Source organism: Metabacillus indicus LMG 22858 (assembly GCF_000708755.2).
Lineage (GTDB): Bacteria > Bacillota > Bacilli > Bacillales > Bacillaceae > Bacillus_P > Bacillus_P indicus.
Genome location: NZ_JGVU02000002.1, coordinates 1,714,113 through 1,734,460, shown reverse-complemented (window position 1 = coordinate 1,734,460; position 20,348 = coordinate 1,714,113). Strand labels below are relative to the sequence as shown.

Below are 20,348 nucleotides of genomic sequence, written 5' to 3'. Positions count from 1 at the left end.
TTGATTGATGAAAAGGAGGATTTATATGAAAAAACGATTCAGTATGCTGATCGCAGTTTTTATGTTTACGGCAATCATGTCTGCCTGCAGCAAGAGCACAGGCGGAGGGGAAAATGACAAGGTTCAGGTAACGACGACAATTGCTCAGATTGCGGATGTTGCAGCGAATGTCGGAGGAAGCCATGTAGAAGTCACTTCTTTGATGGGACCGGGAATTGATCCCCATTTGTATCAGGCGTCACAGGGAGACATTCAGAAGCTGAATAAGGCTGATATTATTCTTTACAATGGTCTCCACCTGGAAGGCAAGATGGGCGAGATTTTTGAAAAGATGTCAAATGAAAAGCCGACTGTACCTGTAGCAGAGGCGATACCCAAAACAAAATTGATAAGTGATCCGGCCAATAAAAAAGCACATGATCCCCATGTCTGGTTTGATATTTCATTATGGATGTACACCGTTGATAAAGTGGAAGAGGAGCTGAGCAAGCTTTCTCCTGAAAACAAAGAGGAGTTTGCTGCCAATGCAGCTGCGTATAAAGAAAAGCTTGCAGAAATGGACCAATATGCAAAGGAGCAGGTTCAATCCATTCCTGAAGAGAGCAGAGTTCTAGTTACCGCCCACGATGCATTCGCATACTTTGGGAAGGCATACGGCTTTGAAGTAATGGGCCTTCAGGGACTGAGCACAGATTCTGAATATGGTTTGAAGGATGTTCAAAATTTGGTGGAAGTGCTGACAGAGAAAGAGATTAAGGCTGTTTTTGTTGAGAGCAGCATCTCAGAAAAATCCATTAAAGCGGTTGTCGAAGGTTCTAAGAAAAACGGTCATGACGTGAAGATCGGCGGACAGCTTTATTCAGATGCCATGGGCGAAGAAGGGTCTGAAGAAGGAACGTATCTTGGAATGTTCAAACACAATATCGATACAATCGTTTCATCATTGAAATAAGGCAGGTGCTGATCATGATACCAGTAGCAGTTAACAATTTGACGGTTGCCTATCACCGGAAACCTGTCCTTCAAGAGGTTGGTTTTGAGGTTCCGGAGGGGAAATTAATTGGAATTATCGGACCGAACGGGGCAGGAAAATCAACGCTGATTAAGGCGGTACTCGGGCTGATCCCTTCAGCCTCAGGAGAAGTTGAAATTTACGGGGATTCATATAAAAAGCAGCGTAAGCGGGTCGGCTATGTCCCTCAAAGAGGTTCAGTTGACTGGGACTTTCCGACAAATGCCCTTGATGTTGTGCTGATGGGGCGCTACGGACATGTGGGCTGGATGAAAAGGCCGGGCAAAAAGGATATTGCCTTTGCAAAAGAATGCCTGAACAAAGTGGGCATGCTGGATTTTGCCGACAGGCAAATCAGCCAGCTTTCCGGCGGCCAGCAGCAGCGTGTTTTTCTTGCAAGAGCCCTTGCACAGGATGCAGACGTATATTTTATGGATGAACCATTTGTCGGTGTGGATGCCGCAACGGAAAAAGCAATTATCTCGCTGCTTAACGAACTGAAAGCAAGAAAAAAGACGGTGCTGGTCGTGCACCATGATCTGCAGACTGTAGAAGAATACTTTGACTGGGTATTGCTTTTGAACCTTAGGAAAATCGCTTTTGGTCCGACGGGTGAGGTCTTTAACATGGAGAACCTTCAGAAAACCTACGGGGGCAGACTCACATTCTTGCAGGATCAGCAGGTGCTAGTAGACGAAACCAAACAGGAGTGAAGAAATATGATGGAGGAATTAATCTATCAGCTGCAAAATCAAAATACGCAGTGGGTGCTTGTCGGAACAATGCTTCTAGGTCTTGCAAGCGGAGTCCTTGGCAGCTTCGCTCTTCTTAGAAAACAGAGCCTGATCGGCGATGCGATGGCCCATGCCGCTCTGCCTGGAGTTTGTATGGCCTATCTTCTCTACGGTTCTAAATCATTGCTGTGGTTTCTTGTGGGAGCTGCGGTTTCGGGAATGCTTGCTGCTTGGCTTATCGGGATCATTATCAAGCACTCCAGAATAAAAGAGGATTCAGCCCTTGGCCTTGTTCTGTCCGTTTTCTTCGGGTTTGGAATTGTGCTGCTGACTTATATTCAGCATAACCGGGGCGGAAATCAGAGCGGACTGAGTGATTTTATTTTTGGAAAAGCGGCATCGATGGTCGGTCAGGATGTTCAGATTATTACATGGATTGCAGCTGCCCTGCTCCTTCTTACCGCCATTTTCTTTAAAGAGTTTAAACTACTGACGTTTGATCCTCAATTTGCAAAAGGAATTGGCCTGCCGACAACATTTCTGAATGGCCTGCTGATGGTCCTGATTGTCTGTGCAGTTGTAATCGGCCTCCAGACGGTTGGTGTTATTTTAATGGCAGCCATGCTGATCACTCCGGCGATTGCTGCTAGATACTGGACGGATAAGCTTGGACATATGGTGCTTATTGCAGGGCTTATAGGCGGGATCTCAGGTGTTGCAGGGACTCTTCTCAGCACGACAACTGACGGAATGGCAACAGGGCCGCTTATTATTGTTGCAGCGACGACCCTGTTTTTGATATCCCTTGTATTTGCACCGAAAAGAGGCCTTGTGTCAAAAGCGGTGAAACAGTTGAAATTGAAAAGGAAAACGTCGGTTGAACAGCTTCTTCTCTCTTTTTACGATATAACGGAGAATGCCGGGGTGAGTGGGGCATTTTCCCTTCAAGATGTTCTCAGTAAGAGAAAGGTTTCCCAAAGTCTGATCAATAAATCGGTCAAGGAACTTGAAAAGAAGAACCTCGTTATGCAGGCCGGGAGCGATCAATGGAGATTGACAGAAACGGGTTTAATGCATGCCTACGAGCTGACCTTGAATCAGAGGCTGTATGAGATGTATTTGATGCATGAAATGGAGCTTGCCCAGCTTCAGCTTAAAAGCAGGGATGATGTTGATGTGGAGAAAATGCCGTTTGATATGAAGAAGAGGCTGATGAGTCTTCTGAAAGATCACAGCAGAGAGCCAAAACTTCTGCCGGGAACAGCAAATGGCTTAAACAGAAAGGAGTGGCAGGTTCAATGAGCTACGATGCATGGATTCTTTTGACCGGATCCCTTGTCGGCATTACATGTGCGATCATTGGCTGTTTCCTGATTCTCAGGCGAATGGCGATGCTCGCTGATGCGATCAGCCACTCTGTTCTGCTCGGAATAGTCGGTGCCTATTTCGTGAGCAAGAGTCTTGACGGTGTTTCGATGTTTATAGGGGCAGCTGTAGTCGGCCTGCTGACAGCTTTTTTAGTTCAGGTGCTGAATGCAAAAGGGGTTCAGTCCGATGCAGCAATTGGAGTCGTGTTCACATTCCTGTTTGCAGTCGGAGTTATTCTGCTGTCGCTATTTGGAGGGAATATTCATCTTGATGTGGATCATGCATTAATGGGGGAGATCACCTTTATTCCGTGGAATACCCTTACACTTGCAGGAATGGATGTTGGGCCAAAAGCGGTATGGATGCTTGGTTCGGTCCTTGTGATTAATCTCGTACTTATTGCGCTGTTTTATAAGGAGTTCAAAATAACATCTTTTGATCCTCAAATGGCAGCCGCCATCGGCATCCCTGTCCTTGTTATGCATTATCTGCAAATGGGGATGCTTTCGATTACAACGGTTGCTTCCTTTGACAGTGTCGGAGCGATATTAGTGGTTGCGATGCTGATTGTTCCTGCTTCAGCCGCCTATCTGCTGACAGATAAACTGTCGCATATGCTCGTGATCAGCTCTGGTATTGGTGTTTTGTCCGCAGTCCTCGGCTATTGGTCGGCAACATGGCTGAATGTTTCCATAGCCGGTGCGATGGCTACAGCAGCAGGTGCACTCTTCTTTTTGGCCTTTCTGTTATCGCCAACACACGGTATGCTTTCAAAATGGCTTGCAAAAAGAAATTTTGCTTCCACTAGTGAATAAAAATGATTCTCATTATCAATAATAAAGAAAAGGACAGCCGCAAGCTGTCCTTTTTACTAGAACATTTTACAAATCATGAGGTTTAAATGTTTTACAGTCGGTCTCTTCACTGCGTGAAGCCGTGTCGCCTCTATGGCTCACAACATAAATGGCATCAGCCGTACACTGGTTGCCATTGCCCCAGTACTCACAGTTATTTACTTCGCACTTTACCTCTCTTGGCATAAAAATACCCTCCTTTTAATTAAGGTTCATCTGTTAGTTTTGCTTACTTTCCTGTCTTTCATACGTGAAAAGGGGTCAGTCCCGCTCTGCGTTAATCCGTTAACAAGGAGCGGGACTGACCCTCAGCTTTCCTTTTGATCCAAATAGCGTTTGTCTTTCATGAACAGCCTCCAGAAATAGAAGAAGCCAGGGAAAAGGATGAGAAATCCGACGATGTACGTGATAAAGACGGCATGAAATGTATTCGGGTGTGTAAAGCCGTCCTGTATGGTCACATCCGGATAGAGCATGTAAGGCAGATGTGCACGTCCGTATGCGTAGCTTGCAAGTAAATACTGAGCGACTACAGCTACTACAGCGAGCCTTGGGCGCCCGAGCTTTCTTTTATCCTTTTGGGAAGGAAGAAAGAGTGCTCCGCCGGCAATGAGAAACATGGCTACCGAGCCAATTAGAAATGGGAGATATTCCATCATGTTTGTGTAGATCCAATTAGCTTCATTCCTTAGCGTAAGCATGATCAGAAAGCCCATCACAAGCGAAAGCGGTCCGACAATCAGGGCATCCCGTCTGTAAACTTTATAAGCTTCAGGCTCATTCGCCACATTTGAATAATCCGACAGCAGGAGTGAAGAAAGAAATAGCGTGCTCGTAACGGCAAACCCGCTGAATGCATAGGCATTAGGACTTGTGAACAGTTTATCCAGCTGAAGTTGATGCGCACCGTCGATAACCTCAATGAAGCCGCCGTGTGTTATCGGGAGCACGAGAAGGAGGATGGCCGGTATAATAAACCCTGAAATTCCGGAAACATACGTCAGCAGTTTGCCGTATCCTGATTTTGAATAGTGGGAAAAAACGAGAAAGCCGCTTCGGATTGCGAGCAGCAGCAGAATAATGCTGCCCGGAATTAAAAGCACAGTGCCCAGGATGAACGTTGCCCCCGGGAAAAAACTGAACAGGGCGACAACTATCGCAACGATAAAAACATTCGTTACTTCCCAGGTTGGCGATAAATAGCGATTGGCAATGTTCGTTGCATTCGTCCGTTCTTTATTGATGTAAACCATGGACCAGAATCCTGCTCCAAAGTCCATCGTTGCCATAACAGCATAGATAAAGACAAATCCCCAGACAACCGTAATGGCAAGCAGAGCATCTGTTGTCATCTTTGCAGCGCCTCCTTCGTAAACGTTTTAATAAACACTGACGCCATCTCCCGGCTTATCGAGTTCTTTTTCAACCGGATTGCGTTTAAAGTAATAGACAAGGACAAGAATCACGGCGAGTCCCAAAATGACATAGACAAGGGTGAACAATATAAAGAGTGTGCCAATCTGACCTGAAGCTGTCACGACATCCTCGGTTTTCAGCAAGCGGTAGATTACCCAAGGCTGTCTCCCTGTACAAGCGAAAATCCAGCCAAACTCAATCGCAAGCATGGACAGGATGCCTGATGGAACAAACAGTACAAGCAGCCATTTCGGAAAATGGGGCCGCTTCAGAATTTTGTACCAGAAAAACCCGATCATGGAAAGGAGGATCAGCAGGCTGCCGATACCTACCATGGCATTAAACAAGGTATGGACAAACAGCGGAGGCCAATATTCTTCCGGAAAATCATTTAAGCCGATAACCTCGGTTTTAAAGCTGTTATCTGCCAAAAAGCTGAGTGCCCACGGGATTTCAATTCCCCATTTCACTTCCTGTGTTTCTCTGTCTGTAAATCCGCCGACAGCAAGCGGAGCATAGCGCTGCGTTTCAAAAAGCCCCTCGGCTGCAGCGAGCTTTTCAGGCTGATATTCATGCAACATCTGAGCAGATTCGTGTCCGTTCAAAGCGGTCAAAAATGAGAAAATGCCACCGACAATCAGCCCCATCATGAGCGCTTTGCGGTGAAACTTATAAAGCCTTTCATTTTTCATGTTTCTGAGCATTTTATACGCAGCAATTGAAGCGATGACAAATGCTCCCGTCATAAATGCAGAAACAACGACATGTCCAGCCGTTACGATGAAGCTTGGGTTAAAGAACGCAGCCCAAGGATCAACATCAACAATCTCTCCGTTTTCTATCCGGAAGCCCGCAGGAGTCCCTTCAAACGCATGGACATTTGTAATGAGAATCGCGGATGCTGCGGCTCCGATTAAAACAAGCGATACACTGACAATCCTCATTCTAGGGGAGATGCGGTCAGCAGCATACACATAAATGGACATAAACAGCGCTTCCACAAAAAAGGCATAAATTTCAATCTGAAAAGGAAGGGCCATAACCCGGCCGATGACTTCCATGAATCCCGGCCACAGCAAGGCAAGCTGCACACCTGCGATTGTTCCCGTAGGTATAGCAACCCCTAGCAGCACGGCCTGCCCTTTCGTCCAGCGTTTTGCCATCACGGCATAATCAGGATCCTTCGTTTTTTGAAAAAGCAGCTCTGCTATTAAAATCATTAAAGGGAGGCCTACACCAAGCGATGCAAAAATAATATGAAAGCCCATTGTCGTCCCGAACAAGGATCTGGCAAGTACGAGATCATCCATCTGTTTTCCGCCTTTCTTTCCCATGGTTGTAACAATCTTTCCTTATTGTCCGCATTTTTCCATAAAATATGCTTTCAATGTTTCTTTCTTTGCAGGCAGACCCGTTGACAAAAAGACGTAAAGAGGGTAACATATAAAACGTAATAATTACGATTAAAGGAGTGCTGTAAATGAAACAGGGTATCCATCCGGATTATCATAAAGTGGTATATATGGACACAAACAGCGGGTTTAAATTTTTGAGCGGCTCTACTCAAAATTCAAACGAAACAACTGAGTGGGAAGACGGCAATACGTATCCGCTGATCAAAATTGAAATCAGCTCTGATACACATCCGTTCTACACAGGGCGCCAGAAATTCGCAGACCGCGACGGACGCGCAGAGCGCTTCAAGAAAAAATACAACATGTAAAAAGGGAGCCCTGGAGCATCATGTTCCAGGGCATCTTTTTTGTATGATAATCTAGTGGCAGGGAGGTTTTTTACATGAAAAAAATACCCGTTTACACCATAAGCGGTTTTTTAGGAAGTGGCAAAACAACGCTTCTTGTGAAAATGGCGGATGAGCTGAAAAGCAGAGGACAAAAAGTGGGCATTATTTTAAATGAGCTTGGCGATGAGAACGTAGAGAAGCATTTATTTAAAGATCAGCAGGTCCATGAGCTTTTAAATGGCTGTATTTGCTGCACCATTCAGGATGATCTTGTGACGACGCTCAAAGCGTTTAAAGCGGAGCAATCTGTTGACGTCCTTCTAATAGAAGGAACAGGAGTGGCGAATCCGCTTGAAATTAAAGACGTACTTCTTTCTCCGGCACTGATTGATGATTATGAGCTTCGTTCAATGATTGGAATTGTCGATGCAAGCCACTACCTCGACTACCAGAGCATGTTCTCAAGCTCGAAGGAAATCCGCTCTTTGCTGAAAGAACAAATTATTTCTTCCGATTTTCTGATTCTGAACAAAATAGACCTGGCAGGGGATAAAGAACTGGAAAAGGTAAAGAAGAAAATTCGGAAAACCGTTCAGGAAGATATGGAAATCTATCATGCATCATATGGAAACGTACCATTTGAAAAACTGATTGAACAGCGCCATTCTTCCCTTACACTCAGTGAAGGAGGAGGGCACCATCACCATCATCACACGATTGGCACAATTAAGATTGAGGATCCGCGGGTCATGGAGCTTTCTGATCTTGAATCCATCCTGAGAGATATAGATGGCCTGATCCGTGCAAAAGGGCATCTAATAGTGGAAGGCACAATGAGGGAGATGCAGTATGCTGCAGGGAAAGCAGTAATATCAAAAGAAAAGGTTGAGAGCGACAAGCCTGTTTTGATCCTGATTGGGCAAAATCTGCCTGCAGAAAGAATACAGAAACTATTTGTAAAAAGACATACATAAAAATCCCGGCCAAGCTGGCCGGGATTTTTATTGAAGAGCAGTCTTTAACGTTTCAAGATTGCGCTTCATAATGCTGAAATAATCTTCATTATTTTTAGCATCTTCTTCTGAAATAGACTCAAGATTGGATAGGGTCAGGCTTTCTGCGCCAATTTCATTTTTCACAATGTCTGCAATTTTGCTGTTGACGTTATTTTCAAAGATCACATAATTGATCTTGTTTTCTTTAGCTGTTTCAACGATGGTCTGAAGCTGCTTTTGTGATGGCTCCTGTGTTGGAGAAAGTCCTAAAACGCTTATCTGTTCAATGCCGTAGCGACTTTCCCAGTAGCCATACGCTGCATGAGATACCAGTATTTCTTTATTCTTGGCGGCACCAATGGTTTCTTTGTAATCAGCATCCAGTTTTTCTAAGTCTGCTTTAAGTGCATTAAAATTCTTCTCGAATTCTTCTTTTGATTCCGGATGAAGCTCTGTCAGGCCGTTTTTGATGTTCTCAGCCATTTGGATGGCAAGAGCTGGATCAAGCCAGATATGAGGATCTTTGTCTCCATGGTCATGAGCGTGTTCTTCTTCAGCTGCATGCTCCTCTTCTTTAGCATGGTCGTCATGTCCCTTTTCAGAAGCATGTTCTTCCTCATGAGCGTGGTCGTCATGTCCCTCTTCAGAAGCATGTTCTTCCTCATGAGCATGATCATCATGTCCTTCTTCTTCATCATGCGCTTCTTCGTTATGAGAGGAATCAGCAAGCTCAATTCCTTCACCGGCTTTAATGATTTTCACATCTTCTGACTGCAGGGTTTCAGTTGCTTTTTCAGCAAATCCCTCAAGTCCGACGCCTGAGTAGATAAAGGCATCCGCTTCAGCCATGGCAACCATATCTTTTGTAGAAGGTTCAAATGTATGGGCGTCTGCATTCGCAGGATAGACACTTTCAACCTCTACAGCGTCTCCTCCGATTTTTTCAGCAAAATCCTGAACAGGGAAGATCGTAGTATAAACCTTCAGCTTGTCCTTATCGTCTCCGGGTGTTTCATTTCCGCTGTCTGCACAGCCTGCAAGAGCTGTTCCAAGCAGCAGTGCCAGTGCCATTGATAATCCTTTTTTTCTCATTGTAAGCTCCTTATATATAAATATTTCGTTGGTTTCATCATTTCCTATCACATTATATCGTAATACTTACGATTTGAGAACCGTAAATACTCTGATGGAAAAAGAAAAACCATTCTCACAATTATGAAAAAGCAGGAAGCGGGTCACGCATGGAGGACCAGTCTGATTTCATTTCTTCTTCTATCAGAAGACATTCGTCAAGTGAGGCTTCCACATCAGAACGATTAAGATCAATACCGATGAAAACAAGTTCTGTCATGCGGTCTCCAAATTCCGCGTCCCAGCGCTCAAGCAGCTCAGGCTCTTCCTGAAGGGTTTGAATCCGCTCTTCCTCCGTATAGGCGGCAACCCATTCTCCTGCGCCCTGAATCATGATGGATGTACCTGCCTGGGACAGAAGGCCGGATGTATCATTTCTTGATGCAAGCCAGAAAAAGCCTTTCGCTCTTACGACATCCTGCGGCCAATTCTCAAGCCATGCCATAAACCGCTCAGGATGAAACGGCTTCCGTCTTCTGTAAACAAAGGAAGAAATGCCGTATTCCTCTGTCTCCGGCACATGCTCTTCATTGAGTTCCTTGATCCAGCCGGCGGACTGGCTTGCTTTTTCAAAATCAAAGCTGTTTGTGTCCATAATTTCAGCCAGAGATACATGGCTGAAGGCGGTTTTTATAATCTTTGCATCCGGATTTAATTTTCTAAGTACACCATATAATTCATTTACATCCTCTTCTTCCAGCAAATCAGTTTTGTTCAGGAGTAGAACGTCTGCGAATTCAATCTGGTCGATCAGCAGGTCAATGACTTCTCTTGTATCGTTTTCATCTGTTCCCTGTTTCCGGTCCAGAAGATTTTCACCAGAAGAGAAATCCTCCCAGAAGCGGTTCCCGTCCACAACCGTTACCATTGTATCTAAGCGGCAGAAGGCAGAAAGATCAATGCCTATCTCTTCATCAATATAGGTAAATGTCTGGGCAACAGGCACAGGTTCGCTGATGCCGGATGATTCGATAACGATATAGTCGATGTTTCCTTCCTTCACCAGACGCTCGACTTCAATCATCAAATCCTCGCGCAGCGTACAGCATATGCAGCCGTTTTGCATTTCCACCAGTTTTTCTTCTGTACGGCTGACGCTATTTTTAATCAGGCTGCCGTCAATGTTGATTTCGCTCATATCATTGACAATCACGGCAATCCGCCTGTTTTCTTTGTTCTCAAGAATGTGCTTTAAAAGGGTCGTTTTTCCGGCTCCAAGGTATCCGCTTAAAACCGTAACGGGAATTTGTTTGCTCATCATAATCCTCCAGTTTTTTTAAATAGTAATTATTACGATTTACATCATATAGTAAAACGCGCCTAAAAAACAAGTGTTATGATATAGTAAATAAAAAGCTGCCTATTACATGCAGCCAAACTATACCACTTTATAAGGAGAATAGCAGATGAGATTGTTAGAAGAAATTATTGAACACAATTCCCAGTTTGTAGAGAAGAAAGACTACGAAAAATATCAGACGACAAAATTTCCTGACAAAAAAATGGTCATTTTAACTTGTATGGATACAAGACTTGTCGAGCTTCTTCCGCAGGCAATGAACGTCAAGAACGGCGATGTTAAAATTGTCAAAAGTGCCGGAGCAATTGTTGCCCATCCGTTTGGAAGCATCATGAGAAGTATTCTTGTAGCTGTTATGGAGCTTGGCGCAGACGAAGTATGCGTTGTCGGACACCATGACTGCGGCATGAGTGCCCTGAATCCGGAGTCATTTCTTGAAAAAGCAAAAAACCGGGGAATTACCCAGGATAAAATTGATACGCTCCGTTATTCAGGAATTCAGCTTGATGATTGGCTGAAAGGGTTTAATAAAGTCGAAGACAGTGTAAAACACAGTGTAGACGTTATCCGCAATCACCCATTGCTTCCGGGTGATGTTCCTGTACACGGTCTTGTGATAGATCCGTCTACAGGAAAGCTTGATTTAGTAGTGGACGGCTACGGAGTCTGATCCTTTTTTTCCGGAACCGGATCAAAGCCCCCGGGATGAAAAGGATGGCACTTAAGGATTCTCTTTACGGTCAGATAACCGCCTTTTAAAGCCCCAAACCGTTTGACGGATTCTAGCCCGTAATGGGAGCAGGTCGGATAGAAACGGCAGGACGGGGGTTTCAGCGGCGACAGGAATTTCTGATAAAACCGGATCAGTGCGATAAACAGCTGTTTCATTTTAATCACCTCTCTGTATGCCTTAAGTATACTGCAAGTGGGAAAAAGTTAAAATTGGAAACACTTATTCAGACAAAAGTGATGAATTTTATCGGGATTAATTGTATGATAAAAAGAGACGTAATAAAGGAGTGGTACTATGCCATCAGTTGAAAGCTTTGACCTTGATCATAATGCAGTCGTTGCCCCGTATGTCAGACATTGCGGCGTTCATAAAGTAGGAACAGACGGACTTGTTAATAAATTTGATATCCGCTTTTGCCAGCCGAATAAGCAGGCGATGAAGCCGGATGTGATCCACACCCTTGAGCATTTGCTTGCATTCAATATCCGCACGCATGCAGAAAAGTACGATCACTTTGATATTATCGACATCTCGCCAATGGGCTGCCAGACCGGCTACTACCTTGTAGTAAGCGGCGAGCCGAAGGTTGAAGAAATTATCGATCTTTTAGAAGACACATTAAAAGATGCGATTGAAATCACTGAAATTCCTGCAGCCAACGAAAAGCAGTGCGGCCAGGCTAAACTTCATGATTTAGAAGGAGCCAAGCGCCTCATGCGTTTCTGGCTTGATCAGGATAAAGAAGACCTTGCTAAAGTTTTTGGATAAGAACAGAGAACAGTGCCTTGCGATGCAGGGCGCTGTTTTTTTGAGCCTTTTTACCTGATTGACGGTAGAAAGAAGGGAATGATACACTTCAAATCGTAATTATTACGTTTTGAGGAGAGGTAGTTTGGAAGACAAGTATACGTTTTTAGTGTCCATAAAAATGCTTTTGCACGAAATAGCAGAGCTATCGGCCTTTATTAAAAAAAGCAGCCCGTGCTGTGAAATGCTGACAGAAAAACTGGACGAACTTTCTGCATTTGTCATGGATGATAAAAACGAAAAACAATGGCGTTTATGGGAAAGTGATATGGAGATCAGAAAATATGCCAGCCTTCTGAGAGAAACATCTTCCGCTGCGGTAGCTGCCCTGGAAAAACATCAATCTGTCTGCACGTCGAGGAGCAATGCCGATATGTCAGGCTATTTTTCAGCTCTTTCCTCTGCTGTAAAAGAGGATGCTGTCAAGTGCGGAATCTCAGGGACATCAGAGGTTTTCTTTATAGGGTCAGGTGCGTTTCCTCTTTCTGCGCTAACCATTGCCAAAGAAACAGGCGCTCGTCTGACATGCCTGGATATTGATGAAGAAGCTGTGGCAATGGGCAGGGATATCGCCTGTCTGTCTGGACTAAAAGAGAATGTTCGGTTTACAAGCGAGCCGGTTTCAAAACTGCCTGCCATCAAAAGAGCCACGCATGTCATAATTGCTTCCCTTGTGGAAGAGAAAAAGGCGATTATTGAGCAGCTTGCATCCCTTCTTCCGTGTGGAGCCAAAGTTGTTCTGCGGTATGGAAATGGCCTGAAATCTATTTTTAACTATCCCTATTATGATTCGCCGGAGTCTGTTTGGAAAACTGAAACGGTTTACCAGGATAAACGTTTCTACGATACGCTGATTCTGACAAAAAAAGTGGAGGCATTGACAGGAAAGGAAGTCGAATATTCATGACCTTTAAATCGAATTCTTTTGGGAACACGCTGATTGCGGGGGCTGGACCGGCAGCCTTTGCCGCTGCGGTCCAAGCTGGAAAAGGAGAGTACTCAAATAAATTGGGCTTAGCCAACCGGGCCGGGGAACATTCTGAACAGCTTCAGGAATACTTTGAACGAAATGGATTTGAAGTGTCCTCCTTATTTGCTCCCCACTTAGATCAAAATTTGAATGGAAAAACCCGCATTCATTATTTTTACCCATCTTTAGGTGAAGTGAACGATTTATGGGAGACGATTATCCTATGCACGCCAAGCCATACATACATTGAAGTTTTAAAAGAGTTGAACCTAAAGAATCTGAAAAGGGCAAAACGAGTGGTTCTTCTTTCTCCGGGAATCGGCTCTGCTTCAACGATCATCGAGAAGCTGGCATTAGATATAGAGGTTATCAGCCTGTCTGCATATTATGCAGCGACAAAGCTTCCAGCAGAAGACCCGTTCACAGCTTACACAAAAGCTGTGAAGAAAAAAGTCTATGTGGGGTCCCGATACAAAAACAGCAGCTTTGCTCATGTCCTGGCTGACTTTATAAGAAGTATCGGTCCTGAAGCGGAAATTCTTTCATCAGCAGTTGAAGCCGAGGCAAGAAGCATAACAACCTATGTTCATCCGCCATTATTCATGAACCCTGTTGCGTTGAGAGAGATTTTGAGAGAAGACAAGTCTGTTAAATCCATGTACAAGCTATATCCGGAAGGGCCAATTAGCCAGCACGCGATAAAGGCTATGAACGGTCTTTGGAAAGAGCTTTCCGAAGTTGCTTCCTGTTTGGGAGCAAAGCCTATTAACCTTTTGGAATTTTTAAATGATGATAACTATCCAGTACACGAATACACGCTCTCAAGAAATGATATCTGCCAGTTCCCGACGTTTAGTCCGGAGAAGCAGGAATATTTGCTGTACATCAGATACACGTCTATTTTAATTGACCCTTTTTCCGCTCCAGATGAGAATGGAACGTACTTTGATTTTTCAAAGGTGCCGTTTGCCCAGGTAAAGCGGGCGAGGTCAGGAAAATGGGTGCTTCCAAGAGTTCCGCTTGAAGATTACCATAAGCTGAAACTGGTGACTGAACTTGCTGTTAAGGCAGGCATTTCTATGCCTGTGGCTCATTCATTGCTAAGGGCGTTTGAAGAGGAAGCGGCACGGTTCAGCCAAACACATCACGCTTCGTTTGAAAATTATATTCCTGAAGGGAGGGAAGAAACATGCTGAAGAATGGGGTCTTGCTTGCCGTTTTATCCTCACTCGTTTTCAGTGTGATGAATGCCCTTGTTAAAGCGGTCAGCCTGAATATTCCTGCTTCAGAAATCATGTTTTTCAGAAGCTTGATCGGCACTGTCATCATTTTTGTAATGATGAGGCAAAGCAAAACCGCCTTTTCAAAAAAGGGCGTGCCCATGCTCTTTTTAAGAGGAATGCTCGGTGCATTGTATCTATATGCTTACTTTTTTACCATTTCAAAAATACCGCTTGCTGATGCAAGTATTCTTGCACACTTATCAACTATTTTCGTCTTTTTCCTCTCAGCGGTTTTTTTAAAGGAAAAGGTCTCAAAATCAACCTTTTATGTTCTTCCCCTTGTTTTTCTTGGAGGAATACTCTTGATTAAGCCGTTCCAATTCTCGTCTTTCTCGGTGTATGCTCTTGTCGGAGTATTAAGTGCTCTGTTTGCTGCAGGAGCAGCAACATCTATTCGGTATCTGAGCAAAACACATCCGTCTTATGAAATTGTTTTTTATTTTCTCGCAACAGGAACGGTTCTTTCCATTCCGCTCATGTGGAACGAATTTGTCGTGCCGTCACTGATTGAAGGCTTTTACTTAATTTGCATTGGTGTTGTGTCCCTTCTTGGCCAAATTTTCCTGACGAAAGCTTTCACCCATGAAAATATTGTTGTTGTGGAAATGACCAGGTATATAGGAATTGTCTTCAATGCATTGTGGGGCTTTTTATTCTGGTCAGAGATACCGGATGCACTCACCATTTCAGGCGGTATCTTGATTGTTGCTTCATGTGTTCTGCTGTCTATGATGAAAAGAAGAACGGCTGGGGTGCAGGGGCGCGCGTCTTCTGTTTTAAAAAATGGGCATTGACCGTTGTTCAAGAAGCTAGTAATATTTACTAATGTAAATCGTAATTATTACGAATTAAAATGTTCAAGGGTGGTAGATGTGATGAAATCGTTTAGTGGTTCAAAAAGCTTGATTGCTATTTTAATAGGCTTATGTATTCTTGCAGCTGCAGGATGTTCTGCTGAAAATAGCCAAGCTGATCCTGAAAAAGAAGAAAAGGATAAGAAGGTATCAATGATCTTCAGCTTTAAGTCGCCGAACATGGATCCTCACACTGGATTTACCCCAATCCGTGCAGGAGTGACAGAGACGCTTCTAAAGCTTGACGAAAATTCTAAGATCGAAGGCTGGCTCGCTGAAAAATGGGAGACAGAAGATAATGTGAACTGGACATTCACAATCCGTGATGAGGTTAAATTTCAGGACGGAAAAAAACTTGATGCTGCGGCAGTCAAGGCTTCTCTGGAGAGAAGTGCTGCTGTTAACGAATCACTTGGAGATTCGCTGAAAATACAATCAATGGAAGCAGACGGACAAACGCTTTCTATTACAACCACAGAACCATATCCTGCTCTTCCTTCCGAGCTTGTTAACCCGTATACATCGATTGTAAACACAGAAGCTGAAAAAGAGATGGGCGAAGAAGAGTTTAACAATGCCCCAGTTGGTACAGGTCCGTTTAAAGTCAAAACATTCATTTCAAATCAAGAAGTACAGGTTGAAAAATTCAGCGGCTATTGGGCAGGAGAGCCTAAGGTCAGTGAAGCAGTCATTAAATTTAATGAAGATGCCAACGTAAGATCACTTGCTTTTCAATCTAAAGAAGCAGATGTCGTTTACAACATTCCGGCAGAAGGCATTGAGCCAATCGAAAAAGATAAAGAACTGAAGGTTGAATCTGTACCTGGCCTTAGAGCCCATTTTATTTTATACAATCAGCAAAGCCCTAAAGTGTCAGATGTTAAGGTGAGAGAAGCCCTTGACTTGCTCCTTGACCGCAAGAGCGCAGCAGAAGACATTATGCTTGGACACGGGATTCCTGCAAATGGCCCGTTCAACAGCACCCTTCCATTTGGTATAAAGGATGAAGTGAAAGCAGTGAATGTTGATAAAGCCAAAGAACTGCTTGCTGAAGCAGGCTACAAAGAGAATGGCCAGGGGAAAATGGAAAAAGACGGACAGCCCCTCAAGCTTGAACTCATTACGTATAAAGCACGTCCGGAACTTCCGCTTATCGCACAGCTTCTGCAGTCAGATGCAGCAAAAGCAGGAATTGATATCGAAATTAAAAATGTTGAAAATGCAGATACACACCTTGTTGAAAATAAAGACTGGGATCTTGCTACATACAGCAACAATACGTCTCCCCGGGGAGATGGGAGCTACTTCCTGAATACAGCCTTTACGAAAACAGGTGCTTTAAACGTAGGCAAAATTTCAATCCCGGAACTGAATGAACTGATCAAAGAACTGAATACAACCACCGATTTAGATAAAAGAACACAGCTGACAAGGGATGCAGCAGGAATCATCAACAAAGAATTCGCACACAGCTATGCCGTTTATCCAAACATTCTTGTAGGGGTGAACAAGCGGGTTCAAAACTTTAATCCTACAGCTGAGGAGTATTATATCCTAACTCATACAATGGATGTGAAGTAACATGCTTCCTCTTATAAAACAGCGTGTGATTCAGCTGGTTCTCGTCATCTTCATTTTGTCTGTTTTTACATTCGGACTGATGAAGCTTGCTCCTGGCGATCCGGTAATGCTGATATTAAACGCTGATGAAATGATGGTAACAGATGCTGACCAGGCTGAGCTCAGAAAAGAGCTTGGCTTTGATCAGCCTCTATATGTTCAGTACGGAAAATGGATGTTTGGGCTGCTTCAGCTTGATCTTGGAAAGTCCTACATGAGCGGTAATCCAGTCTGGGACGAACTGATGAAGCGCTTGCCAATCACGTTGGAGCTTGCAGGGGGAGCATTGCTCGTCATGGCTGCCATCGCTCTTCCGCTTGGTATTGCAGCAGGGAGGTTTCCAGGGAAATGGCCGGATCACCTCAGCAGAGTGCTTGCACTGATTGGGGCATCAATTCCAAGCTTCTGGCTGGGACTGATGCTTATTTACGTTTTCGCTTTTAAGCTTCAGCTGCTGCCTTCGAATGGATTTGGAGAGTGGTCTCAATCCATTTTGCCCTCATTTGCATTAGGGTTTTCACTGGCAGCTGTTTATGCAAGATTATTGCGCTCGGGTTTAATGGAAAGCTATTCCGAAGATTACGTCCGGGCAGCAAGAGCAAGAGGGGTGAAAGAATGGCGCATTCTGTGGATTCATGCTATCCGGGCTGCTCTTTTGCCTGTCATGACGGTGCTTGGTCTGAGTATGGGAAGTCTTCTTGGGGGAGCGGTCGTTATTGAGATCTTATTTTCCTGGCCAGGGCTTGGAAGTATGGCGGTCGACGCTATTTTTGCCCGTGATTACCCTGTCATACAGGGATATGTATTACTGACAGGCGTTTTTGTTGTAGCGATGAATCTGATGACAGATCTTTCGTATTTTCTCATTGATCCCCGAATCAGAAGAGGAAAGGAGGCAGCGAAATGAATCCTTTTCCACAGGTGAAAAAGAACGTCCGCCATCTGAAACGGACCATTTTTTCAGGCAGATTAATGATAGTGACAGGAGCAGCTTTGCTTGTCTTTATTGCCGTTCTTTCAATTGCGGGCCCGCTTCTTGTTTCAAATGATCCTTATACGGCAAATATGGGTGAACGGTTTGCTTCTCCAAGTCTGCAATACCCTCTTGGAACAGATAATCTTGGCAGGTGCATTTTTACAAGATTGATGGTAGGGGCAAAAGCAACTCTCGGCATCACAGCGCTTGTTGTGGCAAGTGTTCTTTGTATAGGTCTTCCTCTCGGCCTTCTGTCGGGGTATGCAGGGGGGAGGTTTGATGCTTTTCTCATGAGAACGGCAGACGGGCTTCTTGCTTTGCCGGAATTTATTCTGGCGATTGCCATTGCAGGTTTTATGGGTCCAAGTCTTACAAATTTAATGATTGCTGTTGTCGCAGTGAAATGGATCACCTACACCCGTTTAGTAAGAGGCATTGTGATTTCGGAAAAGGAAAAAGAGTACATTCTTGCCGCAAAGGTTGGAGGATGCTCTGATTGGAAGATTCTTAGAAGGCATATACTGCCTCACATTCTGTCGCCGGTTCTCATACTCGCAGCACTGGATATCGGGAAAGTGATTTTGATTATCTCATCCCTATCTTACATAGGTCTCGGTGCACAGCCCCCTAACCCTGAATGGGGAGCCATGCTGAATGACGGCAGGCCTTATTTTCAAACGTACCCGGAATTGATGATTTATCCCGGTTTTGCCATCTTTCTGGTTGTTTTATCATGCAACTTAATAGGGGAAGGCCTGAGAGACCGGCTCGATGTAAAAAGCAGGTAGGTCCGGAGGTGAAAAGAGCATTGAACGCAAAGAATGATAAGACAGTCTTAACCGTAAGCAACGTTTCCATTACACTAACGAATAAACACGAGAGCAGAATCCTTGTAAAAAATCTTAATCTCAAGATCAAGGCAGGAGAAATGATTGGACTTGCAGGAGAAAGCGGCAGCGGGAAAAGTATGACAGCAGCAGCTATACTGGGTCTGCTGCCGCCGTCTGCCCGTATATCAAAAGGGAGCATCCTTTTTTCCGGAAATGAATTAACAGCCATGAAAGAAAAAGAAATGCAGAAGATAAGAGGAAAAGATGTAACGTACATTTTCCAAAACTATCAAGGAAGTTTTACGCCTTTTCTTAAAATTGGCAGGCAGCTTGTCGAAGCGATTAAATCTCATCGTCAAGTAAGGAAAGCGAACGCTGAACAGGAGGTTCTTTACTGGCTGGAGCGGGTGAAGCTTCCTGCAGAAAGGACGTTTAATAGCTATCCGCATCAGCTCAGCGGAGGACAGTTGCAGAGAGCCTCACTTGCAGCATCCCTCATGATGAAGCCTTCACTGATCATTGCAGACGAGCCGACAACGGCTCTTGATGTTTTGACTGGTGAATCGATTCTTCAGCTGCTTGCTGATCTTCAAAGAGAAATAGACTGTGCCGTGCTCCTTATCTCGCATAATCTAAATCATTTGCTGAAACGGACAGACAAGATGATGATCATGTACGGCGGGAGAATTGTTGAGCATGGCCCAACAGAGATGATCGCTACAGATCCCGCGCACCCTTATACGAAACTTTTATTAAGCACACAGCCTAAACTTGAGGGAAGTGTACCCAGAAGATTGCCGAGTATTGATGGCGAGCCGGGTCTCTCGGCTGAAACCGGTTGTCCGTTTGCCCTTCGCTGCCCGCTCGTAATACCGGAGTGCAGGACATTTCCTGCATTTCAGGAAAAGAATGTTCATCATTGGTCCGCTTGCCATGCGGACATGAGAGGAGAGAAGACAGATGCTGACAGTCAGCCAAATCTCAAAGTCTTACAAAGATCATAACATTCTTTCAGACGTTTCCCTCACTGTAAAGGAAGGGGAGTGCCTCGGGCTGATTGGCGAAAGCGGGAGCGGCAAAAGTACGCTTGCAAAGCTGATAGTCGGACTTGATTCTGCTGACAGCGGAGAAATCACGATAAACGGAATTGTGCTGAGGGAACAAAAGGGAAAAGCTCTAAAGAAAATAAGGCGCCACATTGGGGTTGTGTTTCAGGATTCTCATGCTTCACTAAACCCCAAACTGCCTATCTGGAAAACGGTCGCAGAGCCGCTTGAAAACTATCCGGAAGCTATTCCTGCTTATTTATTGGAAGAAAAAGCGGACAGAAAAAAAATGGCACTTCACCTTTTTAAAAAAGTTGGCTTAAGCGACAGGCACTTGGATTGTTACCCTCATCAGCTCAGCGGCGGACAGAGACAGCGCGCAGCCATCGCCCGGGCAATCAGCATTGAACCGAAACTCCTTATTTTGGATGAGCCAACATCAAGCCTTGATGTATCCGTCCAGGCGCAAATATTGAACCTGCTCAAGGAGCTTAAAGAGGAGCTTGGCATGTCCTTTTTGTTCATATCACACGACATCGCTGCCGTCCGGTTTATGTGCGATCAAATCTGCGTGCTGAAGGATGGAAATCTGCTTGATGTCTTTTCTTCAGCAGAGCTCTTTGAGGACAAACGCCATCCATATACGAAGCAGCTTGCGGATGCTGGTTACTAGGC

The 20,348-nt window shown here is 44.5% G+C and carries 22 protein-coding genes; 16 read left to right on the top strand and 6 right to left on the bottom strand.

What is annotated here, in order from left to right; all coding sequences use genetic code 11:
- Positions 1-25: 25 nt before the first annotated feature.
- Genes AZ46_RS12165 through AZ46_RS12150 form a run of 4 tightly spaced genes read left to right on the top strand, consistent with a single transcriptional unit; the run spans position 26 to position 3,929 of the window.
- Positions 26-952: a metal ABC transporter solute-binding protein, Zn/Mn family gene (locus tag AZ46_RS12165; RefSeq protein ID WP_029278768.1), complete on the top strand. Its 927-nt coding sequence runs from the start codon at positions 26-28 to the stop codon at positions 950-952.
- A 14-nt stretch (positions 953-966) separates the two neighbouring features.
- A complete protein-coding gene (locus AZ46_RS12160) occupies positions 967-1,725 on the top strand; it encodes a metal ABC transporter ATP-binding protein (protein ID WP_029278770.1) in 759 nt (252 codons plus the stop codon).
- A gap of 6 nt (positions 1,726-1,731) precedes the next feature.
- Positions 1,732-3,048, top strand: a complete 1,317-nt coding sequence (locus tag AZ46_RS12155) for a metal ABC transporter permease (protein WP_029278772.1) — start codon at positions 1,732-1,734, stop codon at positions 3,046-3,048.
- The gene (locus AZ46_RS12150; protein ID WP_029278774.1) at positions 3,045-3,929 is read left to right on the top strand and encodes a metal ABC transporter permease; all 885 of its coding nucleotides are present in this window, start codon (positions 3,045-3,047) and stop codon (positions 3,927-3,929) included. The genes AZ46_RS12155 and AZ46_RS12150 overlap by 4 nt, the downstream gene beginning before the upstream one ends.
- A 66-nt stretch (positions 3,930-3,995) precedes the next feature.
- On the opposite strand, the gene AZ46_RS21565 is transcribed toward AZ46_RS12150, so the two are convergent.
- The 3 genes from AZ46_RS21565 to AZ46_RS12140 form a co-directional block, all read right to left on the bottom strand.
- Positions 3,996-4,154, bottom strand: coding sequence for a DUF1540 domain-containing protein (locus AZ46_RS21565; RefSeq protein ID WP_081414206.1), 159 nt, complete (start codon positions 4,152-4,154; stop codon positions 3,996-3,998).
- Positions 4,155-4,276: 122 nt separating this feature from the next.
- A complete protein-coding gene (locus AZ46_RS12145; protein WP_029278776.1) occupies positions 4,277-5,320 on the bottom strand; it encodes a cytochrome d ubiquinol oxidase subunit II in 1,044 nt (347 codons plus the stop codon).
- 27 nt (positions 5,321-5,347) lie between these two features.
- Positions 5,348-6,694: a cytochrome ubiquinol oxidase subunit I gene (locus AZ46_RS12140; protein ID WP_029278778.1), complete on the bottom strand. Its 1,347-nt coding sequence runs from the start codon at positions 6,692-6,694 to the stop codon at positions 5,348-5,350.
- 170 nt (positions 6,695-6,864) lie between these two features.
- Here AZ46_RS12140 and AZ46_RS12135 point away from each other — a divergent pair, with 170 nt between their 5' ends.
- Complete coding sequence (locus tag AZ46_RS12135; RefSeq protein ID WP_029278780.1) at positions 6,865-7,107, top strand: type B 50S ribosomal protein L31; 243 nt, start codon at positions 6,865-6,867, stop codon at positions 7,105-7,107.
- 74 nt (positions 7,108-7,181) lie between these two features.
- Positions 7,182-8,102, top strand: coding sequence for a CobW family GTP-binding protein (locus tag AZ46_RS12130; protein WP_029278781.1), 921 nt, complete (start codon positions 7,182-7,184; stop codon positions 8,100-8,102).
- A gap of 27 nt (positions 8,103-8,129) precedes the next feature.
- Here AZ46_RS12130 and AZ46_RS12125 read toward each other — a convergent pair whose 3' ends face one another.
- Both AZ46_RS12125 and AZ46_RS12120 read right to left on the bottom strand, forming a co-directional pair.
- Positions 8,130-9,215, bottom strand: coding sequence for a metal ABC transporter solute-binding protein, Zn/Mn family (locus AZ46_RS12125; protein WP_029278782.1), 1,086 nt, complete (start codon positions 9,213-9,215; stop codon positions 8,130-8,132).
- Positions 9,216-9,336: 121 nt separating this feature from the next.
- Entirely contained in the window at positions 9,337-10,512 is a 1,176-nt protein-coding gene (locus tag AZ46_RS12120; protein WP_029278784.1) for a GTP-binding protein, read from the bottom strand.
- Positions 10,513-10,660: 148 nt separating this feature from the next.
- Here AZ46_RS12120 and AZ46_RS12115 point away from each other — a divergent pair, with 148 nt between their 5' ends.
- On the top strand, positions 10,661-11,224 hold the full coding sequence (locus tag AZ46_RS12115) for a beta-class carbonic anhydrase (RefSeq protein WP_029278787.1): 564 nt from the start codon (positions 10,661-10,663) through the stop codon (positions 11,222-11,224).
- Here AZ46_RS12115 and yidD read toward each other — a convergent pair.
- A complete protein-coding gene (gene yidD / locus AZ46_RS12110; RefSeq protein ID WP_029278789.1) occupies positions 11,212-11,442 on the bottom strand; it encodes a membrane protein insertion efficiency factor YidD in 231 nt (76 codons plus the stop codon). The two genes, AZ46_RS12115 and yidD, sit on opposite strands and share 13 nt — an antisense overlap.
- A gap of 139 nt (positions 11,443-11,581) precedes the next feature.
- Between yidD and AZ46_RS12105 the strand changes: the two genes are divergently transcribed.
- The 9 genes from AZ46_RS12105 to AZ46_RS12065 all read left to right on the top strand — a co-directional run bounded on the left by AZ46_RS12105 (position 11,582) and on the right by AZ46_RS12065 (position 20,346).
- Positions 11,582-12,055: an S-ribosylhomocysteine lyase gene (locus tag AZ46_RS12105; RefSeq protein ID WP_029278791.1), complete on the top strand. Its 474-nt coding sequence runs from the start codon at positions 11,582-11,584 to the stop codon at positions 12,053-12,055.
- Between the two features lie 124 nt (positions 12,056-12,179).
- Complete coding sequence (locus AZ46_RS12100; RefSeq protein ID WP_051865479.1) at positions 12,180-13,001, top strand: nicotianamine synthase family protein; 822 nt, start codon at positions 12,180-12,182, stop codon at positions 12,999-13,001.
- Positions 12,998-14,260: an opine metallophore biosynthesis dehydrogenase gene (locus tag AZ46_RS12095; RefSeq protein ID WP_051865471.1), complete on the top strand. Its 1,263-nt coding sequence runs from the start codon at positions 12,998-13,000 to the stop codon at positions 14,258-14,260. Before AZ46_RS12100 ends, AZ46_RS12095 begins: the two co-directional genes overlap by 4 nt.
- Complete coding sequence (locus AZ46_RS12090; RefSeq protein WP_051865469.1) at positions 14,254-15,141, top strand: DMT family transporter; 888 nt, start codon at positions 14,254-14,256, stop codon at positions 15,139-15,141. The genes AZ46_RS12095 and AZ46_RS12090 overlap by 7 nt, the downstream gene beginning before the upstream one ends.
- A gap of 81 nt (positions 15,142-15,222) precedes the next feature.
- Positions 15,223-16,782 carry a nickel ABC transporter substrate-binding protein gene (nikA, locus tag AZ46_RS12085; RefSeq protein ID WP_029278799.1) on the top strand — a complete coding sequence of 520 codons (1,560 nt, stop codon included), beginning with the start codon at positions 15,223-15,225 and terminating at the stop codon, positions 16,780-16,782.
- Position 16,783: 1 nt separating this feature from the next.
- Positions 16,784-17,728, top strand: coding sequence for a nickel ABC transporter permease (gene nikB / locus AZ46_RS12080; RefSeq protein WP_029278801.1), 945 nt, complete (start codon positions 16,784-16,786; stop codon positions 17,726-17,728).
- 65 nt (positions 17,729-17,793) lie between these two features.
- Positions 17,794-18,585, top strand: a complete 792-nt coding sequence (gene nikC, locus AZ46_RS12075; protein ID WP_051827346.1) for a nickel transporter permease — start codon at positions 17,794-17,796, stop codon at positions 18,583-18,585.
- A 20-nt stretch (positions 18,586-18,605) separates the two neighbouring features.
- Positions 18,606-19,631: an ABC transporter ATP-binding protein gene (locus AZ46_RS12070; RefSeq protein ID WP_051865466.1), complete on the top strand. Its 1,026-nt coding sequence runs from the start codon at positions 18,606-18,608 to the stop codon at positions 19,629-19,631.
- Positions 19,588-20,346: an ABC transporter ATP-binding protein gene (locus AZ46_RS12065; protein WP_029278804.1), complete on the top strand. Its 759-nt coding sequence runs from the start codon at positions 19,588-19,590 to the stop codon at positions 20,344-20,346. Before AZ46_RS12070 ends, AZ46_RS12065 begins: the two co-directional genes overlap by 44 nt.
- The last annotated feature ends 2 nt before the right edge of the window (positions 20,347-20,348 follow it).